The 25,559-nt window shown below is 46.7% G+C and carries 19 protein-coding genes; 13 read left to right on the top strand and 6 right to left on the bottom strand.

The window, feature by feature from the left end:
- Positions 1 to 99: 99 nt before the first annotated feature.
- Positions 100 to 426 carry a (2Fe-2S) ferredoxin domain-containing protein gene (locus JGK07_RS08365; protein WP_293196226.1) on the bottom strand — a complete coding sequence of 109 codons (327 nt, stop codon included), beginning with the start codon at positions 424 to 426 and terminating at the stop codon, positions 100 to 102.
- A gap of 367 nt (positions 427 to 793) precedes the next feature.
- Here JGK07_RS08365 and JGK07_RS08360 point away from each other — a divergent pair, with 367 nt between their 5' ends.
- A complete protein-coding gene (locus tag JGK07_RS08360; RefSeq protein WP_293182698.1) occupies positions 794 to 1,255 on the top strand; it encodes a CBS domain-containing protein in 462 nt (153 codons plus the stop codon).
- A 126-nt stretch (positions 1,256 to 1,381) separates the two neighbouring features.
- Positions 1,382 to 2,056 (top strand): phycobilisome degradation protein NblB, encoded by a 675-nt coding sequence (gene nblB / locus JGK07_RS08355; protein ID WP_293182700.1) that lies wholly within the window; start codon positions 1,382 to 1,384, stop codon positions 2,054 to 2,056.
- Positions 2,057 to 2,863: 807 nt separating this feature from the next.
- On the opposite strand, the gene JGK07_RS08350 is transcribed toward nblB, so the two are convergent.
- Positions 2,864 to 3,013 carry a hypothetical protein gene (locus JGK07_RS08350; RefSeq protein ID WP_293182702.1) on the bottom strand — a complete coding sequence of 50 codons (150 nt, stop codon included), beginning with the start codon at positions 3,011 to 3,013 and terminating at the stop codon, positions 2,864 to 2,866.
- Positions 3,014 to 3,169: 156 nt separating this feature from the next.
- Here JGK07_RS08350 and JGK07_RS08345 point away from each other — a divergent pair, with 156 nt between their 5' ends.
- Positions 3,170 to 4,504, top strand: coding sequence for a CAP domain-containing protein (locus JGK07_RS08345; protein ID WP_293196228.1), 1,335 nt, complete (start codon positions 3,170 to 3,172; stop codon positions 4,502 to 4,504).
- Positions 4,505 to 4,898: 394 nt separating this feature from the next.
- Here the strand turns inward: JGK07_RS08345 and murQ are convergent, their stop codons facing one another.
- Together murQ and JGK07_RS08335 are read right to left on the bottom strand one after the other, a co-directional pair.
- The gene (gene murQ / locus JGK07_RS08340; protein ID WP_293182706.1) at positions 4,899 to 5,813 is read right to left on the bottom strand and encodes an N-acetylmuramic acid 6-phosphate etherase; all 915 of its coding nucleotides are present in this window, start codon (positions 5,811 to 5,813) and stop codon (positions 4,899 to 4,901) included.
- A gap of 210 nt (positions 5,814 to 6,023) precedes the next feature.
- The gene (locus JGK07_RS08335; protein WP_293182710.1) at positions 6,024 to 6,410 is read right to left on the bottom strand and encodes a DUF3110 domain-containing protein; all 387 of its coding nucleotides are present in this window, start codon (positions 6,408 to 6,410) and stop codon (positions 6,024 to 6,026) included.
- Between the two features lie 490 nt (positions 6,411 to 6,900).
- On the opposite strand from JGK07_RS08335, the gene JGK07_RS08330 reads away from it, so the two are divergent.
- The 7 genes from JGK07_RS08330 to ctpC all read left to right on the top strand — a co-directional run bounded on the left by JGK07_RS08330 (position 6,901) and on the right by ctpC (position 19,100).
- Complete coding sequence (locus JGK07_RS08330) at positions 6,901 to 13,551, top strand: translocation/assembly module TamB (protein WP_293225642.1); 6,651 nt, start codon at positions 6,901 to 6,903, stop codon at positions 13,549 to 13,551.
- A gap of 220 nt (positions 13,552 to 13,771) precedes the next feature.
- On the top strand, positions 13,772 to 14,137 hold the full coding sequence (locus JGK07_RS08325; RefSeq protein ID WP_293157615.1) for a hypothetical protein: 366 nt from the start codon (positions 13,772 to 13,774) through the stop codon (positions 14,135 to 14,137).
- Between the two features lie 118 nt (positions 14,138 to 14,255).
- Positions 14,256 to 15,290 carry an Rpn family recombination-promoting nuclease/putative transposase gene (locus tag JGK07_RS08320; RefSeq protein ID WP_293225640.1) on the top strand — a complete coding sequence of 345 codons (1,035 nt, stop codon included), beginning with the start codon at positions 14,256 to 14,258 and terminating at the stop codon, positions 15,288 to 15,290.
- 372 nt (positions 15,291 to 15,662) lie between these two features.
- Entirely contained in the window at positions 15,663 to 15,812 is a 150-nt protein-coding gene (locus JGK07_RS08315; RefSeq protein WP_293225638.1) for a hypothetical protein, read from the top strand.
- A gap of 374 nt (positions 15,813 to 16,186) precedes the next feature.
- Complete coding sequence (gene ispG, locus JGK07_RS08310; RefSeq protein ID WP_293241618.1) at positions 16,187 to 17,410, top strand: (E)-4-hydroxy-3-methylbut-2-enyl-diphosphate synthase; 1,224 nt, start codon at positions 16,187 to 16,189, stop codon at positions 17,408 to 17,410.
- Positions 17,411 to 17,472: 62 nt separating this feature from the next.
- Complete coding sequence (locus tag JGK07_RS08305) at positions 17,473 to 17,658, top strand: hypothetical protein (RefSeq protein ID WP_293182736.1); 186 nt, start codon at positions 17,473 to 17,475, stop codon at positions 17,656 to 17,658.
- Positions 17,659 to 17,744: 86 nt separating this feature from the next.
- Entirely contained in the window at positions 17,745 to 19,100 is a 1,356-nt protein-coding gene (ctpC, locus tag JGK07_RS08300; protein WP_293208487.1) for a carboxyl-terminal processing protease CtpC, read from the top strand.
- A gap of 123 nt (positions 19,101 to 19,223) precedes the next feature.
- Here ctpC and JGK07_RS08295 read toward each other — a convergent pair whose 3' ends face one another.
- Complete coding sequence (locus JGK07_RS08295) at positions 19,224 to 19,406, bottom strand: DDE transposase family protein (RefSeq protein WP_293182740.1); 183 nt, start codon at positions 19,404 to 19,406, stop codon at positions 19,224 to 19,226.
- Positions 19,407 to 19,836: 430 nt separating this feature from the next.
- Here JGK07_RS08295 and JGK07_RS08290 point away from each other — a divergent pair, with 430 nt between their 5' ends.
- Positions 19,837 to 22,356, top strand: coding sequence for a cation-translocating P-type ATPase (locus tag JGK07_RS08290; RefSeq protein WP_293196236.1), 2,520 nt, complete (start codon positions 19,837 to 19,839; stop codon positions 22,354 to 22,356).
- Between the two features lie 92 nt (positions 22,357 to 22,448).
- On the opposite strand, the gene JGK07_RS08285 is transcribed toward JGK07_RS08290, so the two are convergent.
- A complete protein-coding gene (locus JGK07_RS08285) occupies positions 22,449 to 22,796 on the bottom strand; it encodes a hypothetical protein (RefSeq protein ID WP_293158409.1) in 348 nt (115 codons plus the stop codon).
- Between the two features lie 104 nt (positions 22,797 to 22,900).
- Between JGK07_RS08285 and tmk the strand changes: the two genes are divergently transcribed.
- Both tmk and JGK07_RS08275 read left to right on the top strand, forming a co-directional pair.
- Positions 22,901 to 23,545, top strand: a complete 645-nt coding sequence (gene tmk / locus JGK07_RS08280) for a dTMP kinase (protein WP_293182744.1) — start codon at positions 22,901 to 22,903, stop codon at positions 23,543 to 23,545.
- 402 nt (positions 23,546 to 23,947) lie between these two features.
- On the top strand, positions 23,948 to 24,091 hold the full coding sequence (locus JGK07_RS08275; RefSeq protein WP_293182746.1) for a hypothetical protein: 144 nt from the start codon (positions 23,948 to 23,950) through the stop codon (positions 24,089 to 24,091).
- Positions 24,092 to 25,559 lie beyond the last annotated feature (1,468 nt).

Raw genomic sequence — 25,559 nt, 5'->3', positions numbered from 1 at the left:
CTTATCTGCTTTAAATCTGCGGTTAACCACCAATCAAAGACTTAAGAGAAAAGTCCAAATTAGATGCAAACATATCTTATAAAAATCACCGAGTCAAGACTAATAATAATAACGCATATGAATTCTCGGATTGAACAGCGCCTCTACAGGTTTTCCGCCTTTGAGGTGCTGTTCCACGATCGACTCTACATCACTCGGTTTAACTCGACAATACCAAATTTGGTCTGGGGTGACTCGCACAGTCGGGCCCGTGTTGCACTGTCCCTGACAGCTAGAAGCTTCAACTTTTACTCCTGGGACTGGTTGGGCTTCAAAGGCAGCTAGCACTGCTGCTGAACCATGTCTCAGGCAAGATTGATACTGGCAAACTAATACACAGCGCGTTTCTGGTTGGGTATCTGCTTCTGCGGCGGTAGATTCTGGCATCGCTAAGAATTTATAGAAGAAGGAAGAGGGAAGAAGGAAGAGGGAAGAAGGAAGAGGGAAGAAGGAAGAGGGAATCTTCGGTAGGGATTTTGGAAATTAAGAACTTCCTCATCGTCGGGCACGGTTGGGATATCTGCTGTTTAACATATTTTAACAATGTTGTCAGGTCGATCGCCCGCGCGCTTGACTGACAAACGGCAGAATTCGTGAGTGCGATCGCAAAAACCTTGATAAATTCTGGCATTCAAACTATTTGAGTCCTTCTAGCTTGTCACGAATCCCTTCTCCCCGGCTGCTTTTCTTCAGTCTGTGTCACGCTTTCCCTATATGATCGGATGTAGAGCAACAACTAAATCAACCGCCAATCATGCCCAAAACAGTAGCCGATGTGATGAGTCGCGATCCGATTTTGGCGCGCCCCGAAACGCCCTTAAACGAAGCGATTAAAATTTTAGCCGATCGACGTATTAGCGGCCTTCCCGTTGTAGATGAGAATGGTTTATTGGTAGGAGTCATCTCCGAAACCGACTTGATGTGGCGGGAAACCGGCGTTACTCCGCCCGCTTACATCATGGTACTCGACAGCGTGATTTATCTAGAAAATCCCTCGCGTTACGAGCGAGAACTCCACAAGGCTTTAGGGCAAACAGTAGGAGAAGCGATGAGTCAAGAGCCCGTTACCATCGAACCAGACAAATCTGTCCAAGCAGCAGCCAAACTAATGCACGATCGCAGCATCCACCGATTGCCGGTAGTCGATAGTGCTGGCAAAGTAATCGGCATCCTCACTAGGGGAGATATTATCCGATGGATGGCAGCCGAGTCTTAATTAATTGTTGCAGTTGAAGGATTGTATCAGAAAATGAGCCGATCGCTCCTTCAATCTCTAAGCTTTTGGCAATCACCAATTACCAATTACCAATTACCAATTACCAATTACCAATTTTAAAATCGCATGAGTATTACCCCTGAATCTGTCGAACAATTGCTAAATTCCGAGGATTTTGGCGAAAGGTTGCGGGCTGTCAACCAACTGCGGCAGCTAGAACCAGCGATCGCCTATAATTTGATTCAAATTGCGATCGGCGACAAAAACGTCCGCGTTAGATACGCAGCCGTCAGCCAAATGTCAACCCTCGGCGAGCAAAATCTGCCGAACGCTTTAGAGGTACTGCTTCACAGCTTGCGAAACGATCCCGAACCCGACGTGCAAGCAGCCGCAGCCGATGCTTTGGGCGCCTTGAAATTAACCGCTGCTTTAGAAGATTTGCAGCAAGTTTACAGCAGTACATCTGAATGGTTGGTGCAACTCAGCATCGTCGCAGCTTTGGGAGAAATGGGCGATCCAAAAGCATTTCCGATGTTAGAAAATGCCCTGGGTTCTGAAAACGAATTGATCCAAACTATTGCCATCAGTGCATTAGGAGAATTAGGGGATAAACGGGCCCTGCCGCTGCTGCTTCCCTACGCTTCCAATGCAGATTGGCAGATTCGTTATAGAGTCGCCCAAGCTTTGGGGCGGTTGGGCGGTGTCGAAGCAGATGCAGCTTTGGAAATTCTTGCCAAAGATGAGGTTGAGCAAGTGTCTCAGGAGGCTAAAGTCGGACAAGATAATATTTTGAAATTGTGAGTTTTGAGCGGTGAATTTTGAATTAATTGAGAATTTTTTGTGAGGATTCTACTAAAAAATTAGTTGGCGCGCGATCGCTAACAAGAGTGAAACCCGGTTTCTTCGTAGATTTTTCGTAACTAAACGCAAAACTCGAAGAAACCGGGTTTCTAGCCCCCAGCCCGCGAACTGGGCGCGCAATATGAACCTTAGTGACGCTCCTACATCAACCGCAAGCGGTATATTGTAGGCATCTGAGTCCTGTTAAGGATATCGAGATCTTCCTTCCCGCGGACTCCAATGGTTTCCCTTTACGGCGTTTTATAGTGAGGAACACGTCCCGCCCCACTTGTCACCTGAATTTTTTGGACTTAGACCCAGATTGTTATTCTTTGATCCAAGATCTAAGTATTTTACCACGACTATTGAACTTTTGTTCATCTCGTCATCCACCCGCCCACTGCTCAAAGCTGCGCTTTGAGATTATGGACAGGTGGAATCGGAGTCTCACACGCCTCTCATCCCACACTAACCTTCGATCGGTATAGTGTGGGGATTCCCGTCTGTTAAGCTAATCAGGAAAAATCTCAAATCTCAAGCTCTATCTCAGATTCCGCACAGGGCGGTTTTATTGTCGTCAGACAAGTTAGGTACGTAGTTGCGCTTAAGCGCTCTTTCCTAATATTATAAAGAGCGCTTAAGCGCAACTACGTACCTCGATCCAGATGCGAGCCGATCTTTGAGCGATACTTAGGGCATGGGGCATACCTCACTTTTTTTGAGAACCGCTATAAATTGTATTGTTGTACGTATATTAACGGTTAAACCTTAAAAAGCAAGTATAATAAATGACTTTAAAAATAATGTTGTGGGTAATTGTTCTGCGTGACGCGCTCGTGGCTGCGGAATCTCGGTTGTATTGATTCCACGGGCGATCGCACTCTTGGCTTTTTTCAACCAGAGTCCGGATATTGACATCCGCAGTTGAAGAATAGGTATAATAACAATAGATACAACAGTGGCAGGGATTAAGACAATTGTTGAAGCCTGCCCAGCCTGCGATCGGGGAAATTATCGTTAAGACGGTAAGCCATCTACCAGCTCAGCCCAGTCTTAAACATTTTTATCATCCCCATGCTTGAACAACTACAAAATTCCGATTCTCAGTCTGCGGACATTTTAACAGGAGAGCGATCGGCTTCTCAACTGTCACAACCCGCACCAGCCACAACCAATCAAAACTTTATTTATAAAGTTTTAGAACTTACGAACATAGAGCGCAGCAAATTGAGTTTGTCCCCCCTAACCTTAAATACTCAGTTGTTGAATGCGGCGCAAAATCACACCCTAAACATGGCAGTGCAAGACTTTTTCGATCACACCGGAAAAGATGGTTCGTCAATGGGAAATCGGATTACTGCAACGGGCTATAAATTCAGCTCGGCAGCAGAAAATATCGCTGCGGGATCGTCTACACCCGACCAAGTTGTATCATCATGGATGAACAGCAGTGGCCACCGGGCTAACATTCTTAATCCGAATCTGAAAGAGATTGGCATTGGTTACTATTTCCTAGCCAACGATACTGGCAGCGTCAATTACAATCACTATTGGACGCAAGTTTTTGCTACTTCGCTTGATGGTAGTGTCAATCCCGCACCACCTCCAACGCCAACTCCAACTCCAACTCCCACACCAACTCCCGTACCAACTCCAACTCCAACTCCAACACCCAGCACATTAGTCTCCATTACTTCGCCAATACCCAATGCTACAGGGGACGGCACCCCGACGACAGCACCCAAGAATACAGCCAGCGGTGGCAATTATTTCCTATCAGATGCTGCTGATACTCAAATACCTGCCAGCGCTGTGGGATTGCAAATTTTTGCCCTTTCCGGGAAAGACAATCTCACTGGAGGAGCAGGCGCTGATACGATTAATGGAATGCAAGGCGCGGATACAATTAACGGCGCAGGTGGTAATGACATCTTATCCGGCGGTAAAGATTCGGATTTAATTGATGGCGGTGTTGGTAATGATTTTATCAGCGGCAACAATGATAACGATCGACTGATCGGAGGAGATGGTAACGATACTCTCCGGGGCGGCAAGGAAAACGATATCTTGATTGGTGGTAACGGCGATGATGTCTTGGCGGGCGATCGCGGGCAAGACATTCTGACCGGCGGTGCTGGAAGTGATACGTTTATCCTAGCAGGAGGTTTGTCTGTTTCGGCTACGTTAGTTGGTGCCGATGTGATTACCGATTTTGTCGCCGGGGATAAGATTGGTTTAACCGACGGGATCGGATTTGCCAACTTGACTTTTGAATCTGTGAGTTTGAAGTTGGATGCAGGTGCAAGCATCGCTTCTACGGCGATTAAGTCGGGGGCTAATTATTTGGGAATCGTGCAGGGTGTAAGTCAAAGTCAGCTTACATCTTCTGTTTTTGTGAGTGCAATTTAGGAAGTAGATCGGGCAGTTGAAACCGCGTCTATACAAACTAAACCCGCCTTCGCGGGTTGAAGATTACTCGTTACCAGGTACAGCGACAAGAACGAGTTAATCTTCTTTCTTCAGTCCGCGGAGGCGGACTTCGTGTGTGTAGACGCGGTTTCAACCGCCGAGTCTTCTCGTATTCTTCTTTCTTCAGTCCGCGGAGGCGGACTTCGTGTCTGTAGACGCGGTTTCAACCGCCGAGTATTCTTCTCGTATTCACGTAAAATCTACAATTGTATTGATGCTACAGCCGATCGCAAATTGCCTTGAAATTCGCCTAACAACAGGTGCGTCGCTTTGAGATTTTCGGTATGCAAGGTGAGGAATTTTCTGGGGCGACGCACCCTACGATCGCAAAAATCTACAATTGTATTGATGCTACAGCCGATCGCAAATTGCCTTGAAACTCTCCCAAAATTCGATCGCACTCTTGCTTCTCCAAACCAGTCCAGTGCATCATCAAAGCTAATTTTACAGACTTGCCGCTTTTTTCCAACAAAAAACCCGCTTCATCCCGGCCCAAATCAGTTAAATCTTGTAACATCCGTACCGCCCGATCGCGCAATTTCTTATTAGTCACCGCCACATCAACCATCCGATTGCCGTAAACCTTCCCCAGCTTGACCATTACGCCAGTCGAAAGAATATTCAAAGCCATTTTTGTCACAGTACCAGCTTTCAAGCGCGTCGAACCCGCGACTATCTCCGGGCCAACCAACAACCGAATATCCACATCAGCCTCAAAATTCACCTGTTCGACGGGTACGCAGGCGATAAACACTGTTTTCGCCCCCCGCTGGCGCGCCGCGTGTAAAGCACCCGCTACAAAGGGCGTTGTACCCCCAGCCGTAATCCCGACAACCACATCGAGATTGTTAATGTGACGGTGGGCGATCGACTCAGCGCCATCTTCAGCCCGATCCTCCAAATCCTCCGAACTCCGCACCAAAGCCCCCGCACCCCCGGCAATTATGCCCTGTACGAGTTCTGGCGGCGTGCAGAAGGTGGGGGGACACTCGGCGGCATCGAGTACCCCCAAACGCCCGGAAGTGCCCGCACCGACGTAAAATAGGCGGCCTCCTTGACGTAGAGATTCGGCAGCAATGTCGATCGCCCGGGCTAACTGTTCGCGGGCACGGGCGATCGCATTTAAGGTTTGGGCGTCTTCTGCGTTGAACAAGTCCACCAATTCGATCGAGCTAAGTTGGTCTAAATTCGCGCTGTTGGCATTCACCTGTTCCGTCAGCAGATGCCCCCGTTCTTCCAAATTCTTCATTTTTTGTCAGTTATTAACGATCCGTTGGCAATTTTTGCTTCTGGTGGGCATAGTCAGGAGACATACAGAGTCCCAGCTTCAGCCTAGAAGCCTGTATCTAGAAATCGAGTCTAGGATTGAGAATGCTGGAAGATATCAAATTTATCCTTCTTCCTTCTTCCCTCTTCCTTCTTCCTTCTTCCCTCTTCCTTCTTCCTTCTTCCTTCGTGATTACAAAAGTCCTTCGAGTCGGCGGCGCATAGAATCCAGTTCGTCTTGAGAAACCTCAGAATCCGACTCCGGCTGTGACTCCGGTTCCGACTGCCCCTCTGCCTGCCACTGAGTCTGTGTTACATTGTCTTCTGGCGGAATCGCTAGTGCGCCCGCCGGCACAAGTTCCCAATCATAATCAACACTGTCGCAGAACTCCTTAATTTCCTCATCGTCGATCGCCTCGACAGCGGGTTCGGGAAAATCCTGAGCTTCCAACATCACGCCAAAGCGTGTGGCGTCGTCTTCTGACTCAAACATCAGAACTTTGTTGCGATCGCCGAGTTGAATGGTGTGAATTCCCTCATTCTCGGTGCGGGCATTGAAGAGTAAGACGAACACTCGCATAAGTTTTAAAGACCTTCTTAACCACCGTTTTTTTATCTTAGAAGCGATCGGGCAATTTTAGATTTTAGATTTTAGATTTTAGATTGACTGTCTGTTGTACGAGGTGTGGCGATTGTAGATTTTAGATTTTAGATTGACTGTCGGTTGTACGAGGTGTGACGATTTTAGATTAAGTTTGGTAAAGATTTCTGGAGTCTGTGCGACATAGGAGGGGGTGAATATTGAAGTTTCATTGTGCGATCGGCACTTCCAAGCTCAGTTATGAGTCTAGCAAAGACAGAAAGCCTTCGTCAGAATCCCAGAATTTTTCCGCTCTACTACTAAATTGTATATTTCAATTCTCGACCAAAACTCGTCAAATCCCCCCTCTCCCCCTCCCCCTCTCCCCCTCCCCCCCTCCCCCTCTCCCTTTCTCCCCCTCTTTCCTCTTCCTCTCTCAAACCGGCTGATTTCCTCAATTCCTGAATTCTCACAACCTTGAGAAATAAGCATGACTAACTCGGACGATGACAAAAAACAACTCGCACCCCGTTCTGGGCGCCACTGGTGGCGTATCTTGCTGCTTAGCGGTACGGGAGTGGGCATTCTCGGCCTGGTTGGGGCGGTAGCCGCACGGGAGTGGGTGCAGAAAAAGTTAGCTCCTTTGGTGGCCTCTGAGGTCAGTCAGACATTGAAGCGGCCAGTGCAAATCGGACGTTTGGAGCGATTTTCTCCGATCGGCTTGCGGTTTGGTCGATCGACTGTACCCGCAACTGCGATCGATCCAGATTACGCTTCCACAGAAGCAGTGGAAGTGAAATTTTCAATTTGGCCGCTGCTGTTCAACCGCACTCTCAAATTAGATATTACCTTAGTTAAGCCGAGCGCTTATATCGAACAGGATGCAGAAGGCCGCTGGGTTGATATTCCCACCCAGGACAAAAAACCTGCGGGTTTATTTAAAACGGAAATTGAAGCAATTCGAGTTGAAAATGCCGCCGCAGTTTTGGTTCCGAGTCCCGAAGTCGGACAAAAAACTTCGGCGCCAATTTCTGTAAGTCTCAAAAATGGCAGCGCTTTATTTCGCGAGCAAAATCAGCGCGTTCTCTACGAACTTAACGGTCAGTTTACCAATAATGACAATTTTGCAGTTAAAGCAGACTCTCTATTGCCTGCGGCTCAAACTAACGTGCTACTGCAATCGCAAAACTTACCTTTGTCCGACATCGCTCGCTTGCTGAAAATTTCCGGAATTTCTCTACAAAAAGGTCTGGCAAATAGCAATTTAACCGTGCAAGTGCGAGATAATAAATTATCTGGAATTACAGGAACGGCGAGTTTTGCTGGAGTGCAAGCAAGTATCAAACCGCTGAAACAGATTATCCAAAATGGTAGCGGTCAATTGCGGTTTCAGGGAACTAATTTAATTGTCGATAGTTTGACTGGTAATTACGGTTTAATTCCCGTTCAAATAGCCGGAACAGTTGCGACTGGAGCTAATTTTAATACCGAACAAGCGAGTTTCAATCTGATAACTAACGTGCAACCGGTAGCTGTGGCAAGTATTGTCAGTGCGGTGGAGGCAGAGTTAGGGCAGAAAGTAGTATTGCCGATCGCAGTTGCCGGAGAAGTTAAGGCGGATGCTAAACTGACTGGAACCGTTGCAAATCCATTGCTGGCAGGTACGATCGCCTCGACAAAACCCGCTACAGTCGATCGCCTGCAATTAAACAATATTAGCACTAACTTTAAATTGGAACGCGGGAGAACAGCTCAAACTCCAACTCCCACCCCGAATTCTCCACCGTCAACTGTGCCGTTGTCCTCTTTAGCTTTGACATTGAGCGATATATTGGTTGTGCCGGCGGCGGGCGGTAAAATTGGTGGCAAAGGTGAAGTCGATATAACGTTGGGAAGTGAGAATTCGCGATCGGGTTTGGTGTTCGATTTGCAAGCGGAAAATCTGCCCGGAGATGCGATCGCCCAAATTTACGCTCTCCCGATTCCCGCTGCTGTTAAAATTGGTAGTGTTTCCGCCAAAGCTCAAGTTTTCGGGCCGTTAAATAATATCCAAGCTAGAGCTAAATGGCAAGCACCACAAGGGACTTTTCCGGCTAGCGGCGAAATTCGCGCCGGAGGTAATACGGCGGATTTGCAAAATACCGTTGTCAAAATTGGCGATGCTACGGTGAATGTGGATGCGGCGATCCAAGACCGTCAGTGGGAAGCTATAATCAAGGGCGATCGCGTGGCAGTCAAAAGTTTGCAGCCACTGATTCCCCGACTTAATTTACCTCCAGAATTAGCAGGTTTGTTCAGCGGCACCGCCGAAGTTGCAGGAACTCTGGACGATTTGAGTTTAAATGGTATTTATGCTAGCGGCAAAGGAACGCTGAATGTTGTTGATAGTATTGTTGATGTTAATGCCAAACTAGAATCAGGCCGCTGGCAAGCTTCTGGCAAAACCGAAAAAGTTGCCATCAATCCCTTACTTGATATTGGCTTGCCATTTTTGGCGATCGCAAATTCTGCCAATCTCGACAATCTAAAATCCAAAATCCAAAATCTAAAATCTCTTGACGGACAGCTAGCCGGAGAATTTCAGGCGGCGGGAAATCTTGACAATTTAACCGCTAGTGGCATCAATCTTAGCACCAACGGTAAACTCAATATTGCCGACAGCAGTGTCAATCTCAAAGGAGAATTGACAGACGGAAACTGGCAAGCAACCGCAGAAACAGATCGCACTTCCATCAGCCGTCTAGTAGATTTGACACTCCCGATTTTAGATGTGGCTTCCGCATTCAATCCCGAAAATCAACCAGATAGCAATCTAAGATCTAAAATCCAAAATCTAAAATCGATCGACGGCCAGTTATCGAGTCAATTTACAGCTTCTGGAAGTCTGGAAAATTTGACGGCTAGCGCAATTAATCTCAACGGTAGCGGCAAACTCAATCTGGGCGGCAACAATGTCAATTTCAAAGGAGAATTGGCAGCGGGAAATTGGCAAGGAACCGCAGAAACAGATCGCACTTCTATCAGCAGCCTGGTAAATTTAGGATTGCCGCTGTTAGATGTGGCTTCGGCATTCAATCCCGAAAAGCAAGAACAATATAGCAATCTAAAATCCAAAATTCAAAATCTAAAATCGCTTGACGGACAAATATCGAATCAAATTCAAGCGGCGGGAAGTCTTGACAAATCAAGCGTCGCCGATGTTTCTGTTAACAGCAGTGGCAAATTAAATATTGCCGACGGTACGGTTGATTTTAAGGGAAAATTAGATGCTGGACAATGGCAAGCTGTTGCGGATCTCGATCGAGTTATTCTCAGTCGCTTAGAAAAAACAGTCCGCAATCTCCAACTGTTTACTCTCACGGCGACTTTGCCTAAAGGATTTGACGGCAGAGTTAACGGCCAATACCAAGCAGCGGGAAGTTTGGATAATTTGACAGCTAAAGGAATTCGTGCTAGTGGAGAAGGACGGATTTTGGTCGATCGACTCGGGGCGATCGATACCACGGCAAAATTGGAAAACGGCAACTTGGAAGCATCGCTAGCAACCAACGGAGTTACAGTCAGCAATTTAGAACAAACCCTCAAACAAACAGGTTTGCTGACAACCAATTTACCGCGAGAAATTGCCGGAACCCTCGACGGCAAAATCAGAATAGTGGGAAATACAGATAATTTAACCGCCAACGGCATCACAGCCAACGGCGACGGACAAATTCGACTCGCCAACGGTGGCGGAGTTGTCAACGCCAAAGGTAGCGCACAATCGGGGAATTGGCGCGCGTCAATTGAAGGCGACCAAATTGCCCTAAGTCGCTTCCAGAAAGCCTTTGAAGCCCAGCGGCAAAGCTTGCAAGGCAGCGGTTTAGTCTCCCAAGCCCAAAATCTCCCCCTACTGCGGGGACTATTTAACGGGAATGTTGATTTATCCGGCCCGATTGCTGCTGCTTCCCCGCAAAATGTTCGCGCCGGCGGCAGTTTCCGCATCTCGGAATTGCCCTTTCTCAAACAACCTTTTGATGCAATATTTAACTGGGATGGCAAACGGATAGAAGTAGAAAAAGCTGCAACTCGCGGTTTGACAGCCAGCGGATTTGTCGGCGTTGAGTTAGCTGGGAAAGGATTACCGTCAATTTCCAATCTAGATTTGGATGTAAAACTCTCCAACTTTAACCTGGAAGCCTTGCCAGCAGAACAGTTGGCATTTTTGACACCCATGGGTGCCAAAAAGTCTTCAGAGAAAAATCAGCCTGTGCGCGGCAATGTCGATTTCACGGGGCGCCTCACCGGAACATTGGCCGCCCTGAGTTTAGTTGGCGACGTGGAAGTGCGGAATTTAGCAGTAAATCAAGTCGCTTTTGACTCGGTACTGGCGGGAAAAGTGACGGCGAGTTCCGATAAAAGTGTAGATTTGCGTTTGGCTGGCCCCCAAGACAAAATCGAAGTCGCTTTAAATCAGTCGTTTCTGCCGACATCATTCTTAGTTAAACGCGGGGAATCGGTAGCCCGCGGCCAAGCTGAGGGCGAAACTTTGCGAGTAAATTTAAGCGATTTCCCGCTGGCTGCATTGAATCTCTCACCGGGAGAAGAGGCAGGTTTGGGGCCGATAACCGGTACTGTTTCAGGACAAGTCAACGTGCCCGGTTGGAAGATGCCGTTAAATCCAGCGACTTTGCAAGCCAACGGACAAATTGCGATCGCCCAACCGGCGATCGGCTACATTAAAGGTGACAGTTTCCAAGCCGAATTCAGCTATGCTAACGGCAGCGCCACTCTCACAAACGGCATCTTCCGGCAAGGTACCGGTCAATACTCCATTTCCGGTAACGTCAAAGCAGGCGCAAACCCCGAATTTGCCGGGAAAGTTAACATCCAGCAGGGGAATTTGCAGCAAGTTTTAGCAGCTTTGCGGTATTTCAATTTAGGAGATTTCGCGAGAGGCTTGAAACCTCCCGTTTACGGTAACAGCGGTGACGTGAAAACAGTCGCAGTCGGAGAACCGGAAGCGCCGTTAATCGAACAGTTGCGCCGCTTGGCAGAAATCGAAGTAATCTTGCAGCAGCAGCAAGCTGTGAAATCAGCGGAAAAATTGCCTGCCTTATCTCAATTGCAGGGAACTTTTGGTGGCGAAATTGCAGTGGCAGGTTCTCTGCGAACAGGCGTGCAAGCTCAATTTAACGTCAAAGGCGATAATTGGCAGTGGGGAAAATATGTCGCCGAACAGTTCAGCATTGAGGGCAGTTTTCAGGACGGGATTTTAACCGTGTTGCCGCTGGAAATTCGATCGGGCAAAAGTGCGATCGGATTTTCGGGACAACTCGGACAGAAAGCTCAATCCGGGCAGTTGCGGGTAGAAAATGTACCCGTAGAAGAGTTAGCAAAACTAATCGAATTACCCTTTGTAGACGTAACCGGAAACTTAAATTTGCGGGCAAACTTAGCCGGAAGTTTAGAAAATCCGCAAGCCACCGGCGAATTAAGTTTGCTGGACGGGACGCTAAACGGAGAACCGATTAAAAAAGCCGACAGCAGTTTCAGTTATAGCAACGCCCGCCTGAATTTTGGGGGCAGCGCTTTGGTAACTCAAACCGAACCAATTGAAGTACAGGGAAGTTTGCCTTTCGAGTTACCCTTTGCTGCGGTAAAACCCGACAACAATCAAATAGATTTCAGGGCGAATTTGCAGAATGAAGGATTAGCAATTATTAATGTCTTAACTCCCCAACTTGCCTGGGTCAATGGCAAGGGACAGGTGCAAATTCGCGTTGGAGGGACGCTGCAACAGCCTGTAGCGCAAGGAATTGCGAATTTTGAAAATGCAACCGTCCGGGCGCGGGCTTTCCCAGAACCGATTACAGGGCTAACTGGGGCAGTGCGCTTTGAGGGCGATCGTATTCGGGTAGAAGGAATTCGGGGACAATTGAGTAAAGGGGAAGTTGTAGCCCAGGGCGTGATTCCGCTGTCTGTCCCTTTTGCGGAGGGCGATGTCGATGCAGCGAATCCTTTGGCTGTCAATCTAGATAAATTGGGATTGAATCTCAGAGGATTGTACCGCGGCGGCGCAGTCGGTCAAGTCCAAGCAAGGGGAACAGCTTTGCGGCCGCAGTTGAGCGGTAAAATTGAACTGTACGACGGCGAAGTATTTCTCCCCAGCGCCGGAGGTGGCGGAACTCGGTTAGCTTCTTCCGATTCCCCTTCCACTACGACATCTTCCCCTACGACTCCGACTGAGGTTTCTACTTCTCCTGCGACTCCGACTTCGCCGACATCTTCCCCTTCCTTTGAAGTTGGATTAAACGATTTGGCGCTGAAATTAGGCCGAGGAGTGCGGGTAACGAGTGCGCCGATATTGAATTTTCAGGCGACAGGGGCTTTGACGGTGAATGGAACTTTAGACGATATTCGCCCTGCGGGTACGATTCGGTTGACTTCGGGTGCGGTGAATTTGTTTACCACGCAGTTTAAGCTTGATAAGGGATACCCACAAACAGCTACCTTTGTACCAACACAAGGACTCGATCCGACATTGGACGTGAGATTAGCAACATCGGTACAAGAAGTCTCGCGGTTTCGCACTCCAGGAACATCTGTCGCCTCTGAAATAGCCGATGAACCGACAAGTTTCGGCAGCGTGCGGAGTGTCCGAATTCAAGCATTAGTCAAGGGTAAAGCCTCCCAGTTGGCCGAAAATATCGAGTTGAGGAGTTCTCCAGGGCGATCGCAAACAGAGATTGTAGCGCTATTAGGCGGCAGTTTCGTGCAAACATTAGGACAGGGAGACAGTACACTGGCGATCGCCAATTTAGCCGGTGCCGGATTATTCAACAACCTGCAATCCGTAATTACCAACGCCACCGGATTGAGCGAATTCAGGTTATTTCCCACTCGAATTAGAGGAAACGAAGGACAAACAGCCAGTTCAAGTTCAGGGGCCGCAGCCGGTGCAGGTTCCCTCGGTATAGGCTTAGAAGTCGGGGCCGATATCACCCGCAATCTTTCAGCATCAATCATTCGAGTATTGTCAGCAAATCAGCCAACAGAATTCAACGTGCGGTATCGTTTAAACGACAAAATATTGCTCAGAGGTTCAACTAATTTCCAAGGAGACAATCGCGTCACCGCCGAATACGAATTAAGATTTTAGTCATTAGTCAGTTGTCATCAGTCATGAGTCATTAGTTTGTAGATGTGCGCTGCACTTAGTCTTGAGTTTTACACCCAATGCCCAGTGCAGCGATGCCCAATTCCCAATGCCCAATGCCCAATGCCCAATTCCCCATTCCGCATTAATTTGCTATAATATAAATAGCAAAACCAAAACGGTACTGCAAACCCCGCACACAAGGTTATAGGAGTTAAGTCAAATGGCAAACAAACTCCAAGTGAAAACACAGTCAATCGGCTACAGCGACTTATACTGGAACCGATTTAGTCCGAGAGTCGCGACTATCAGCAGCATCCGCAACGCCAACCACTGGGACGGCGGATTTATCACCTACATTGCATATCCCACAAAAGTAGAAGCCACAGCAGCAATGAAACATTTGCTACTAAATCAAAAAGCTGCGGATGTTGATATGCGGAAAGCCAAGCGGATGAAAGCAAAAGGCATTCGGTGGGAGCTAAAAATTCGGGGTTTAGCATTTAATGAAGTGTTGAAACTGGCAACAATGGATATAACTGGAAAGCTAGTTATGTCACCTGTAACAACTACTCAAGCCACAGGCTAATAGCTGAATTTAGATAATTTGTAAGGGCGGTACCCCATGCCCGCCCTAACTCCAGATTTTTCTCTTACCTCTACATCTTCCTCAGTGTCCTCTGCGGATCACAAAAAACTATAAATATATGCGTTTCATCAGCCCCAAAATAGACTTTGCATTCAAAAAAATCTTCGCATCTTCAGAACATCCAGAAATTTTAATCAGCTTCCTAAATGCAATGCTGTATAACGGAGAACCCATAATCGAAGAAATAGAAATAATTGACCCTTATTTAGCCGGAAGCGTCACAGGATTAAAAGACACCTACCTGGATGTCAAAGCCAAGATTACCGGAAACAAAACCGTAATTGTGGAAATGCAGGTACTCAACGTCGCCGCCTTTGAAAAACGAGTAGTATACAATGCAGCCAAAACCTATTCAACTCAACTCAAAGCCGGAGAAGGTTATTTAAAATTAAATCCAGTCATTGCATTAACCATCACCGACTTCATCTTATTTGAAAACACCGACAAACTAATTTCGTACTTTGAATTCACAGAAACAGAAGAAAAATTCGTCTATCCCAACTGCGAAATCAAATTAGTGTTTGTCGAGTTACCCAAATTCAAGAAAGAATTGAATGAACTCAAAACCCTGCCTGAAAAATGGATTTACTTCATGAAAAATGCACCATCATTGGAAGTAGTACCAGAGACATTGGGGTCAGTTGCAGAGATTAATGCCGCGATGGGAATTGCCAACCGAGCAAATTTGACCCTCGACGAATTAAATGATGTAGACAAGCGAGAAATGTTTATCCAAGACCAACTAGGTTCTGTGACAAAAGGGATAGAGATTGGTATTCAAAGGGGAATACAACAAGGAATACAACAAGGAATACAACAAGGAATACAACAAGGAATACAACAAGGACTTCAACAAGGGATTGAACAAGGGATTGAACAAGGGATTGAACAGGGAATCGAAAGGGGTAAAATTGAGGGGGAAATAGGATTAATTATGCGTCAGATTGTGCGGCGGGTGGGTGATGTTACAATGGAAATTCAAACTCGCATCCAGGGGTTATCTGCGGCACAGTTAGATGATTTGGGAGAGGCTTTGTTGGATTTTACAAGTGAAGAGGATTTAATTGCGTGGTTAGATTCTGCGGTTGGATGAATAGCAGTTTGTAGATACCGTAGTTCAGCGGTAGGGTGCGTCAATCGATTTTAGATTTTAGATTTTAGATTTTAGATTTTAGAGGCGATCCCACGGATAAATTCGGGGGAAGAGAGGATTTTCGATTTTCGATTTGGGATTGATTCCACGGATAAATCCGGGGGCTTGTAGCACCTTTGAAATTCTCGATGAGTTTGGTAGTTCTCAATTATCACTAAAAATCTCATTCTGACGCACCATTTATTCCGGGCGTGCGTCATTTTTGAGATTGTGATGAAAGTAGCGAAAATCTCATTATTCTGACGCATTCTAATTCTAAATGAATCGTATTGAGATATAATAGAGTTTTAACAGAACACAAATTATTGTCCTATGAAAACCGTTGACAAAAGTCAATTAACCGCTCAATTACTCGAATTATTGCAACTTGTCGAGATTGAAGGCGAAGAGATTTTAGTGATGGATGGGAATAAACCAGTTGTGAGAATTTCTCAGTATGAAAAGTCTCTTTCAACTGAATAATTATTTAAGGATATGCGCGGGAAAGTAAAATATTTTGAAGATTTAACTACGCCAACATTTATTTGATCGAGTATTTTGTAAGGTGCGTCGCTATGAAATTGTTGATTTTTGTTGAATATTTTTCGAGGCGACACACCCTACGACTACTGAACCTTATTGAATTGTACCGAATTAACCTATCTTCGCCTTCCCGGTGATGGCTGCGTAACACGACGCAGCCAACCTACATCATGTGAGTGAGAGGTACGCGAGCATTTTTATCCCAAATCCCAAAACCCAAAACCTGTTTGTCCAAACAGGTCATTTCTATGGCAACCTAAAAAACAGGAAACAGAATTTTATAGACCTTGGTAACAGAAAACTAGCAATCAATTATGCAAACTCTGCCCAATCCAACTAAAACCGTATCTAGCCAACCAGTATTCGACACCAGCATCAAACGCCGCAAAACCCGTCCCGTCAAAGTCGGCAGCATCACGATCGGCGGAGGCAACCCAGTCGTCGTACAATCGATGATTAACGAAGACACCCTCGACATCGACGGATCGGTCGCAGGAATTCGGCGACTGCACGAGATTGGCTGCGAAATCGTCCGCGTTACGGTGCCCAGTATGGCCCACGCCAAAGCTTTAGCCGAAATTAAGCAAAAATTGCACGAAACCTACCAAGCCGTGCCCCTGGTTGCTGATGTCCACCACAACGGGATGAAAATTGCGCTGGAAGTGGCAAAACACGTAGACAAAGTGAGAATCAATCCCGGACTTTACGTGTTCGAGAAGCCGAAAGCCGACAGAAGCGAATACACTGACGCGGAATTCGCCGAAATTGGGGATAAAATCCGCGAAACCCTGGAACCTCTGGTGATTTCCCTGCGCGATCAAGGTAAAGCTTTGCGAATCGGCGTCAATCACGGTTCCCTCGCCGAACGGATGCTGTTTACCTACGGCGACACCCCGGAAGGTATGGTGGAATCGGCCCTGGAATTTATTAGAATTTGCGAATCCCTCGACTTCCGCAACATCGTGATTTCCCTGAAAGCCTCCCGCGCGCCGGTGATGGTGGCTGCTTACCGCTTGATGGCGCACCGGATGGACGAATTGGGGATGGATTACCCGCTGCATTTGGGCGTTACGGAAGCTGGCGATGGCGAATACGGGCGCATCAAATCCACTGCTGGTATCGCACCGCTGTTGGCTGACGGTATCGGCGATACTATCCGCGTCTCGCTGACTGAGGCGCCGGAAAAGGAGATTCCTGTCTGCTACAGCATTCTGCAAGCCTTGGGATTGCGGAAAACTATGGTTGAGTATGTGGCTTGTCCTTCCTGCGGCCGCACTTTGTTTAATTTGGAGGAAGTGTTACATCAAGTGAGAGAGGCGACGAAGCATCTCACGGGTTTGGATATTGCAGTGATGGGCTGTATTGTCAATGGGCCGGGCGAAATGGCTGATGCTGATTATGGCTATGTCGGGAAGCAACCGGGTTATATTTCTCTGTACCGCGGCCGGGATGAAATTAAGAAGGTTCCTGAGTCTGAAGGTGTGGCAGAATTGATTAATTTGATTAAGTCGGACGATCGCTGGTTTGAACCTGAGTAGGCTTTACTGGATATAGTTTTCAGGTTTGGGGCGGGCAAGATGCCCACCCCACAACTCTTGTGGTGGCACAGGCATCTTGCCTGTTGCTTTTGGGGCGGGCAAGATGCCCACCCCACAACTCTTGTGGTGGCACAGGCATCTTGCCTGTGGCTTTTGGGGGCGGGCAAGATGCCCACCCCACAACTCTTGTGGTGGCACAGGCATCTTGCCTGTGGCTTTTGGGAATACAACTCGGCAAAGTTGAATAAATATGTATCCAAAATCCGACCAAGCCTTGCCTGTGTTAGATTGGGCGTGATTATTCTGAACTCTTTTCCTCCCGCGCGTCAGACAAATGGTTATAACAAAACGAGGGCTTGTTCTAAGTGCAGCAGCGGTGTTACTCACTGCTGCAACTCTTGCCAACACTGGTTGCAGTTCTAAATCCCTGGCTTCTTTTAGGGGAAGTCCTAAAGAATTGGTTGATGAAGTTTGGCAGATTATTGACAAAAGTTATGTTGATGGCACTTTTAACCAGGTTGACTGGAAAGCGGTGCGGAATGATTATTTGAACCGGACTTATACTAGCGATGAGGAAGCTTATAAAGCAATTCGAGAAATGCTGAAGAAGCTGGACGATCCTTATACGCGGTTTATGAACCCGGAAGAGTTCAAAAATATGCAGGTTGAAACTTCTGGTGAACTCACAGGAGTTGGGATTCAGTTGACTCAAGATGAGAAAACTAAGAAGTTGGTGGTGATTTCTCCAATTGAGGATACTCCTGCTTTTACTGCTGGTATTCTAGCAAAAGATATCATTACTAAGATTGATGGCAAAACTACTGAAGGGATGGATACGAATCAAGCGGTAAGTTTGATTCGCGGCCAGGCTAATACTGAGGTGACTCTGACTATTTTGCGGGACAAAAAGGAAATAGATTTTAAGCTGAAACGCGCTAAAATTGAAATTCATCCCGTGCGGAAGTCGGTGCAGAAAAGCCCGATCGGCGAAATCGGCTATATTCGCTTAAATCAGTTTAGCGCGAACGCTGCATCGGAAATGCGATCGGCAATTAAGGATTTGGAACAGAAAAAGGTGACGGGTTATATTCTAGACTTGCGTTCCAATCCGGGTGGGTTGCTCTACGGCAGTATTGAAATTGCTCGGATGTGGCTCAAAGAAGGTACGATCGTCTCTACGGTCGATCGCGTCGGTGAAGCCGATCGACAAACCGCAAACAAAGGAGAGATTACCGACAAACCTTTAGTTGTCCTCGTAGACGGCGGTTCAGCAAGTGCTAGCGAGATTCTATCCGGCGCTTTGCAAGACAACAAGCGCGCGGTTTTGGTGGGAACCAAGACGTTTGGTAAGGGTTTGGTTCAGTCAGTACGCGGTGTGGGAAATGGTGCCGGTTTGGCGGTGACAATTGCCAAGTATTTTACTCCCAACGGCACTGATATCAACCACATGGGAATTAAACCGGATTTTCAGGTTGAACTCACTGACGCTCAAAAACAGGAGTTGCGGCGCGATCGCGATAAAATTGCTACGACGGCCGATCCGCAGTACGCCAAAGCTTTGGAAATTTTGACCAATAAAATTACTGGTAAAACAGGGAACGATAAGGCGGAGTCGAAACCGCAGGCGACGCCTTCTAAGCCCGCTGCTGCACAGGCTAAACCCAGTGCGGCACCTGCTAAATCTAAGTAGTTTTTAGTCACAAAAACTTCAGTAAAGAAGGACTAAAGTCCTCACTACGAACCTGCAAAGAAGGACTAAAGTCCTCACTACGAACCTGGTTTGTAGTGAGGACTTTAGTCCTTCCAAGTTCGTTTATTGCGGTTGACATTTACCAGCGCGAATTAAACCGATGCGTCGGGCGATCGCATCTTCAGCAGAATCGTAAGGGCCCCACTGTTCTATAATAGTGGGGCTTTGCTGTGCGATTTGAGCCGGCAAAATCTCGCAATTACCAGCAGGACGTTTGACAATATAAAATTTATCTGATTCTGTCATAGCTAAATTTCTCACCTAAAAGTTCAATACTAACTAATCGTACCGTTGAAACCGCGTCTGTACAAACGATGTCCGTGCCAATCGGACTAAAGACAATTACCGTCTAATCTTCAACCCCCTCTTAGAGTGCGTGAGTGTCTGTATAGATACAGTTTCAACCGTACATCCAATCTTCAGAATTAAGATAAGAATTAAAAAAAACTAACACTTTCGGAAGATGCCAGAAATTTTATCTATGATAAAAATATAGACATTTGTCTAAACTGTGCATTATATCAATTCTGGTTGTATCGGAATTATTTAACCGCAGAGAACGCAGAGGACACAGAGGGAGAGAAGAGAGAGATGAATAATTACTCGGCTAGACGGAATTGATATAATGCACTTTCTGTTCTCACCAAAATATTCTAATCAATACCGAAAAAAACCAATGCAATTTATTCCCAAAACAGTCCCCGAAAATCAATCACAAATCATCCCAGTTAAAGAATCTCCCCCGCCAGAAGTTGTTACTTTCGATGTCGGTGGGATGAAATGTGCGGGTTGCGCTGCATCAGTTGAACGCCAACTCATGCAGCATTCAGGCGTAATTTCGGCTTGCGTTAACTTGGCCGTAGAAGTCGCAACAATTGAGTGTCAACCGGGGGCTGTCGATGCAGAGGCTTTAGCGAAAAAGTTGACTGATAACGGATTTCCTTCTCAGTCTCGCTTAGGTGAAAATCAGCGGGAAGCAGAAGCGGCGGCAATTGAACGGCGGCGGCAAGAAATTCGACAGCAAATCAATCAATTGTCGATCGCCCTTATTCTAATTATTCTATCCGGTTTAGGACACATACTCGGCACCAAAGCCCCAATTCTCAGCAACATTTGGTTTCACTGGGGACTCGCCACCCTCGCATTGCTGCTACCTGGCCGCCCGATTATCGTTGACGGCTGTCGCAGTTTGTGGCGAAACGCACCAAACATGAACACTTTGGTAGCTTTAGGCGCAGTCACGGCTTACACGGCTAGCAATGCGGCGCTGCTGTTTCCACGCATGGGATGGGAGTGCTTTTTTGACGAACCCGTGATGCTTTTGGGCTTTATCTTGTTGGGCAAAACTCTCGAACAGCAAGCCAGACGGCGCGCTGCATCAGCTTTGCAAGCTTTAATCGCACTACAACCAGCGACAGCCCGCTTAGTTGATTTTAAACTGCCGATTTTAGATTTGGACTCTCAAGAATTGCCTGCAAACTCGACATCTGCGGTCTACAATCCACAATACATTGAAATTCCAGCCGATCGCGTCCGAGTCGGAGAATGGCTGCAAGTTTTACCCGGTGAAAAATTTCCGGTAGACGGCGAAGTCTGCGAAGGTAAAACAACCGTAGATGAATCGATGCTGACTGGCGAATCGATGCCAGTTTTGAAGCAACCAGGAGATACAGTCGCGGCGGGAACTATCAATAAATCCGGGGCAGTTGTGATGCGGGCAACTCGCACCGGTCAGGAAACAACTGTAGCTCAAATGGTGGCTTTGGTACAAGCCGCCCAAACTCGCAAAGCGCCGATTCAACACTTAGCTGATACTGTCGCCGGATATTTTGTCTATGGCGTAATGGCGATATCGGCTTTAACTTTCCTATTTTGGTATTTCGCCGGAACTCATATTTGGCCTTCTGTGCTTTTAGGACACAATATGGGGCATGGGGCATCGGGCATGGGGCATGGGGCATTGGGCATGGGAAATCAATTATCAATTACCGATTACCAATCGCCTTTGCTGTTAAGTTTGAAATTGGCGATCGCAGTTTTAGTCATTGCTTGTCCTTGTGCTTTGGGACTGGCTACCCCAACTGCAATTTTAGTCGGTTCTGGCATCGGGGCGGAGCGCGGACTTTTAATTCGCGGTGGCGATGTTTTAGAACGAGTGCATCAATTAGATACTGTGGTTTTTGACAAAACTGGGACTCTGACAACTGGAAATCTCACACTCACTGATTATTTGCCGATTTTCCAGAATTCAGAGTTGGATTTGAACTCGGATATTAATGTGGGAAACAAACAAGATATCTGTTCCACAATTTCCACAATTTCCACAATTGACTCAAAACTGCTGCAAATTGCCGCAGCAGTCGAAAGAGGCGCTTGTCATCCCATCGCCGCGGCGATTTTGCGGGAATCTCAACAGCAAGGTTTGCCGCTGCTACCTGCTGATGATTTCTACACGGAACCGGGCTTCGGGGTTTCTGCTTTAGTGGAGGGCCAGCGGGTGTTCGCGGGGAATGCTGAGTGGATGAACCAGCAGGGCGTCGCTGTGGCTGCGGAACTTTTGGAGTCTTGCCAAGGCAAAACGGCGGTTTACGTGGCTTCTGGGGGTGTTTTGCTGGGGGTAATCGGGCTAAAAGATACTCTGAGGCCAGATGCTAAGGCGGCAGTCGATCGCCTGCGGGGCATGGGATTGCGGGTAATCATGCTGACGGGCGATACGGCGTCGGCGGCGTTGGTGGTGGCGCAGCAGCTAGGTTTGGCGGCTGCTGATGTTTTGGCCGAAGTGCGACCGGAGGGGAAGGCTCGGGCGATCGCCAGTTTGCAAGCCCAAGGCTGTAAAGTGGCTGTAGTGGGAGATGGAATCAATGATGCCCCGGCTTTGGCTCAAGCTGATGTCGGTATCGGTTTGCACTGCGGGACTGATGTCGCGGTTGAGACTGCTCAAATTGTGCTAATGCGAAATGCTTTGATGGATGTTGTTGAGTCGATCGACCTTGGTCGCGCTACTTTTAATAAGATTCGCCAAAATTTATTCTGGGCTTTTGCTTATAATACTCTGGGAATTCCAATTGCGGCCGGTCTCTTGCTGCCTGCAACTGGAATTTTACTCAGTCCTGCGGCAGCAGGCGCATTTATGGCGTTTAGTTCTGTTAGCGTTGTTACCAATTCTTTGCTGCTGCGCCGGAAGTTTCGAGGTTAAATTTAGACCTTCCAAATAAAAGTCATCAGTAATTAGTCATTAGCCAGGAACTAATGACTGATGACTGATGACTGATGACTAATGATTTATGGCTACAGTGCCATACTCTCCAAAAGCCGCCAGTTATTGTTTTTCATAACTGAACGACTGACTAGCTCGAACATTTGACGGCAGTGGTTATTGGTTTGCAGGGGCAATTCCTCGTTTTTGATTACGAAGTTCATGCGAACTTCTGAGTCACTAGCCGTGTTTTTCTCAATTAGGACTTCGGCGGTGACCAGTTTCGGAATCGAAACTTGACCCGGAAGTTCGCGAGCCATCAGGGAATCTCCTGTATTGTAGATAATATCAAGATTGCATGACTCTAAAATTTCAATCAGGGATTGACGGAGACGGTCGATCGGAACTGCAACGATAAAAAAACCAGTATAGCGAGCCATAGAAAACTCCAACCATGAGGCACTGAGACTTTATTATCATACCGAACCTAGAACAGATATACGGGAGGATTCATATTTATTTTATTGAGGTGCAAAGTTAGGCAATGAAGGGCAAACTTATCGTATTTGAGGGGGTAGAAGGTGCTGGAAAAACTACACAAATGCAGCGATTGATACATTGGCTGCAAGTAAGTTATTTTCAGAAAGTCCGGTTGGTGGCTACTCGCGAACCGGGGGGTACGGAGTTGGGAAAAGGACTGCGGCATTTGTTACTCAAACAAGATCCGGGTGAATCTGTATCTGATGTAGCAGAATTACTCATGTACGCTGCCGATCGCGCTCAGCACGTCGAAACTTTTCTTAAACCCGAGTTATCGAAAGGAACGATTGTTTTATGCGATCGCTTTACAGACTCCACGATTGCTTATCAGGGTTACGGCCGCAATCTTAATTTAAATTTAATTAAGCAGTTGAATGCAATTGCCACCGGCGGCTTGGAAAGCGATCTGACTTTGTGGCTGGATATTAATGTGGAGGCGGGTTTGACAAGGGTAAGGGCCAGAGGAGAGCGCGATCGGATCGAGCAAGCTGATTTGCAGTTTCACAAGCGCGTACAGCAAGGTTTTACGGAGTTGGCACAGGAACATAAATCTCGAATTTTCCGGATCGATGCCGATCGCCCTGAAGATGCGATCGCCCAGCAAATTCAAGGTATCGTAAGTCACAAGTTAGAAGTTTGGGGATACTAAATAATCCCAATTCGGAAAATTAGAATGACATAGGCGGCCAGAAACCGGGTTTTTTAGGAAATATTTCCTAAAAATTCTCAATATCGATGAAAAACCCGGTTTCTTCCTTTTGTCCCAGCGCCGTGAATATAATTAACCGAAATTAACCGACAAAAAATCCCAGCACTTTACTGGTTAAAACCTGAATACATTCCCATACGCTTGGGTTAAGCTTTTTTGATGATAGGGCTGCCCAGAGATCGATCGCAGTGTCTCTTTTTCACATCCTTGTTATCCGCAAGACAGTCTTATCGCAAGCGTGTTGTCTTGTATACAAGATTCGCCCGTGGGGACAGCACTACCGATTTTTTTTGCTAACCAGATATCTAAACAGAGAGGAAATCTCCAGGGGCGATCGCCTGATTGCCTGCTGAGTCTACAGAAACGCGAGTAATTGCCATAAATCCCCAAGCTAAAAATACCAGTTTAATTGACAGGTATTTGGTCGATCGGGCTCCCAAAGCCTCCCAGAAGACAGATTCGTGGGGTTGTAGGGCGATCGGCTAATAGACTTCTTGCAAAAATATTTAGGACGGGCTAGAAGCCCATCCCACAAAAATCTTTTTTCTTGTGGGATGGGCTTCTAGCCCGTCCCAAAATTTGATTAATAAGGACTTTTGCAATCTTGTCTAATGTTTCGGAATAGTTGCTGCTGTGGTTTCTAGACTGTTATCCCATTTGGGTTGGCTGTTGTTGTCAAAATGTACTCAACTTGCTAACAACCTGCTATACTCATACTATAACCTACATATGTACATTAAATATTGACTATCAGGTGGGAATAAACAGCTAGTTTGATAGAAGCCTGATAGAAATTTAAGCCCTTACAGAACGTTGAAAACTGAATATGCAAGCAAAAAGCAACCACGTCCCTGAGACCATAGGAATTCAATAAAGAATGGTATTAAGTACGTCTACCCTGGTATTGTTTCGGGATTGGCTGATTCTGGCGCGATAAGTTCTCGCTTATCTATCTACCATACCCGCCATACGTTCATCACCCTACAAGCCCACGCTGGCACTGACTTACTTCTGTTAGCTACCGCCTGCGGTAACAGCGTAGAGGTCATCCAACGCCATTACCTAGGGATTGACACAACGGTTCAACTAACTGACATCTAACCCCCCCCAATCCAGCCCGCCCTAATAAGGCGGGTTTTTTATTGTCTATATTCCCATTCGATAGTCCATATGTAATCTGCATATGGGGTTTTCACCCTGAATAAACAGCCAAAACAAACCTACCTACCGCTTCCTGTAGTACACATTCCCCGCAGTAATACAAAATCATTCATTTCCGATAGCATCTCGCGTTTATTAGCCCCGGAAAAGGGTAAAAACAGCCCCTTAAAGCCCGATTACATCGCCAACATACTTGGGGGGGGGGATTTGCTCACTACCTCTCACCCTACCTACCCACCATCTACCCACACCTTTTTGCCTACATTTACCTAATACTTATTGACTTGAAGTTAATTAACATTATTACACAGGCGAGATGATACGTCACTTCATAAATTCATTGTTTGAATTCATAAAAGTCATAACCCTAATGTCATAAAAGTCATATTTTGAATCATTGGGGAGTTATATCTATCATGCCCGATCGAAAGATGAGGTATGTAGTTGGGCTTTAGCCCTCTTAGTTTCGTCGTTATATAAGCTTTCAGTCATACCTCATATTTTTGAGAAAGGCTGTCTATCATGTCCGCTCGAATTACCTTAGTAAGATTGGTTCGATAGTTGGAAATTCTGTCCTGGGATGGATGCGGACTGAAGTCCTCACTACAAACCTTAGTAAGATTGGTTCGATAGTTGGAAATTCTGTCCTGGGATGGATGCGGACTGAAGTCCTCACTACAAACCTTAGTAAGATTGGCTCTCCTGACTTTATGGTGTATAATGTAACAAACAATACATTTACTGTCATGGACTTTTATTTAGACTATCTATTAGACTTGCCTGGAGTCAAGAT

It is taken from the genome of Microcoleus sp. PH2017_24_DOB_U_A, from assembly GCF_020738205.1.
Taxonomy (GTDB): domain Bacteria; phylum Cyanobacteriota; class Cyanobacteriia; order Cyanobacteriales; family Microcoleaceae; genus Microcoleus.
Note: the sequence above shows the minus strand (reverse complement) of the source record. Positions and strands in the feature narration are given on the sequence as shown.

Bases quoted from the DNA above. Each gene is read 5' to 3' on its own strand.
- tmk (WP_293182744.1), top strand. From the start codon at position 22,901: ATGAAGGGCAAACTTATCGTATTTGAGGGGGTAGAAGGTGCTGGAAAA.
- JGK07_RS08295 (WP_293182740.1), bottom strand. From the start codon at position 19,406: ATGACAGAATCAGATAAATTTTATATTGTCAAACGTCCTGCTGGTAAT.
- JGK07_RS08290 (WP_293196236.1), top strand. From the start codon at position 19,837: ATGCAATTTATTCCCAAAACAGTCCCCGAAAATCAATCACAAATCATC.
- murQ (WP_293182706.1), bottom strand. From the start codon at position 5,813: ATGAAGAATTTGGAAGAACGGGGGCATCTGCTGACGGAACAGGTGAAT.
- JGK07_RS08315 (WP_293225638.1), top strand. From the start codon at position 15,663: ATGAAAACCGTTGACAAAAGTCAATTAACCGCTCAATTACTCGAATTA.
- JGK07_RS08325 (WP_293157615.1), top strand. From the start codon at position 13,772: ATGGCAAACAAACTCCAAGTGAAAACACAGTCAATCGGCTACAGCGAC.
- JGK07_RS08285 (WP_293158409.1), bottom strand. From the start codon at position 22,796: ATGGCTCGCTATACTGGTTTTTTTATCGTTGCAGTTCCGATCGACCGT.
- JGK07_RS08330 (WP_293225642.1), top strand. From the start codon at position 6,901: ATGACTAACTCGGACGATGACAAAAAACAACTCGCACCCCGTTCTGGG.
- ispG (WP_293241618.1), top strand. From the start codon at position 16,187: ATGCAAACTCTGCCCAATCCAACTAAAACCGTATCTAGCCAACCAGTA.
- JGK07_RS08320 (WP_293225640.1), top strand. From the start codon at position 14,256: ATGCGTTTCATCAGCCCCAAAATAGACTTTGCATTCAAAAAAATCTTC.
- JGK07_RS08335 (WP_293182710.1), bottom strand. From the start codon at position 6,410: ATGCGAGTGTTCGTCTTACTCTTCAATGCCCGCACCGAGAATGAGGGA.
- ctpC (WP_293208487.1), top strand. From the start codon at position 17,745: ATGGTTATAACAAAACGAGGGCTTGTTCTAAGTGCAGCAGCGGTGTTA.
- JGK07_RS08345 (WP_293196228.1), top strand. From the start codon at position 3,170: ATGCTTGAACAACTACAAAATTCCGATTCTCAGTCTGCGGACATTTTA.
- JGK07_RS08360 (WP_293182698.1), top strand. From the start codon at position 794: ATGCCCAAAACAGTAGCCGATGTGATGAGTCGCGATCCGATTTTGGCG.
- JGK07_RS08350 (WP_293182702.1), bottom strand. From the start codon at position 3,013: ATGTCAATATCCGGACTCTGGTTGAAAAAAGCCAAGAGTGCGATCGCC.
- nblB (WP_293182700.1), top strand. From the start codon at position 1,382: ATGAGTATTACCCCTGAATCTGTCGAACAATTGCTAAATTCCGAGGAT.
- JGK07_RS08365 (WP_293196226.1), bottom strand. From the start codon at position 426: ATGCCAGAATCTACCGCCGCAGAAGCAGATACCCAACCAGAAACGCGC.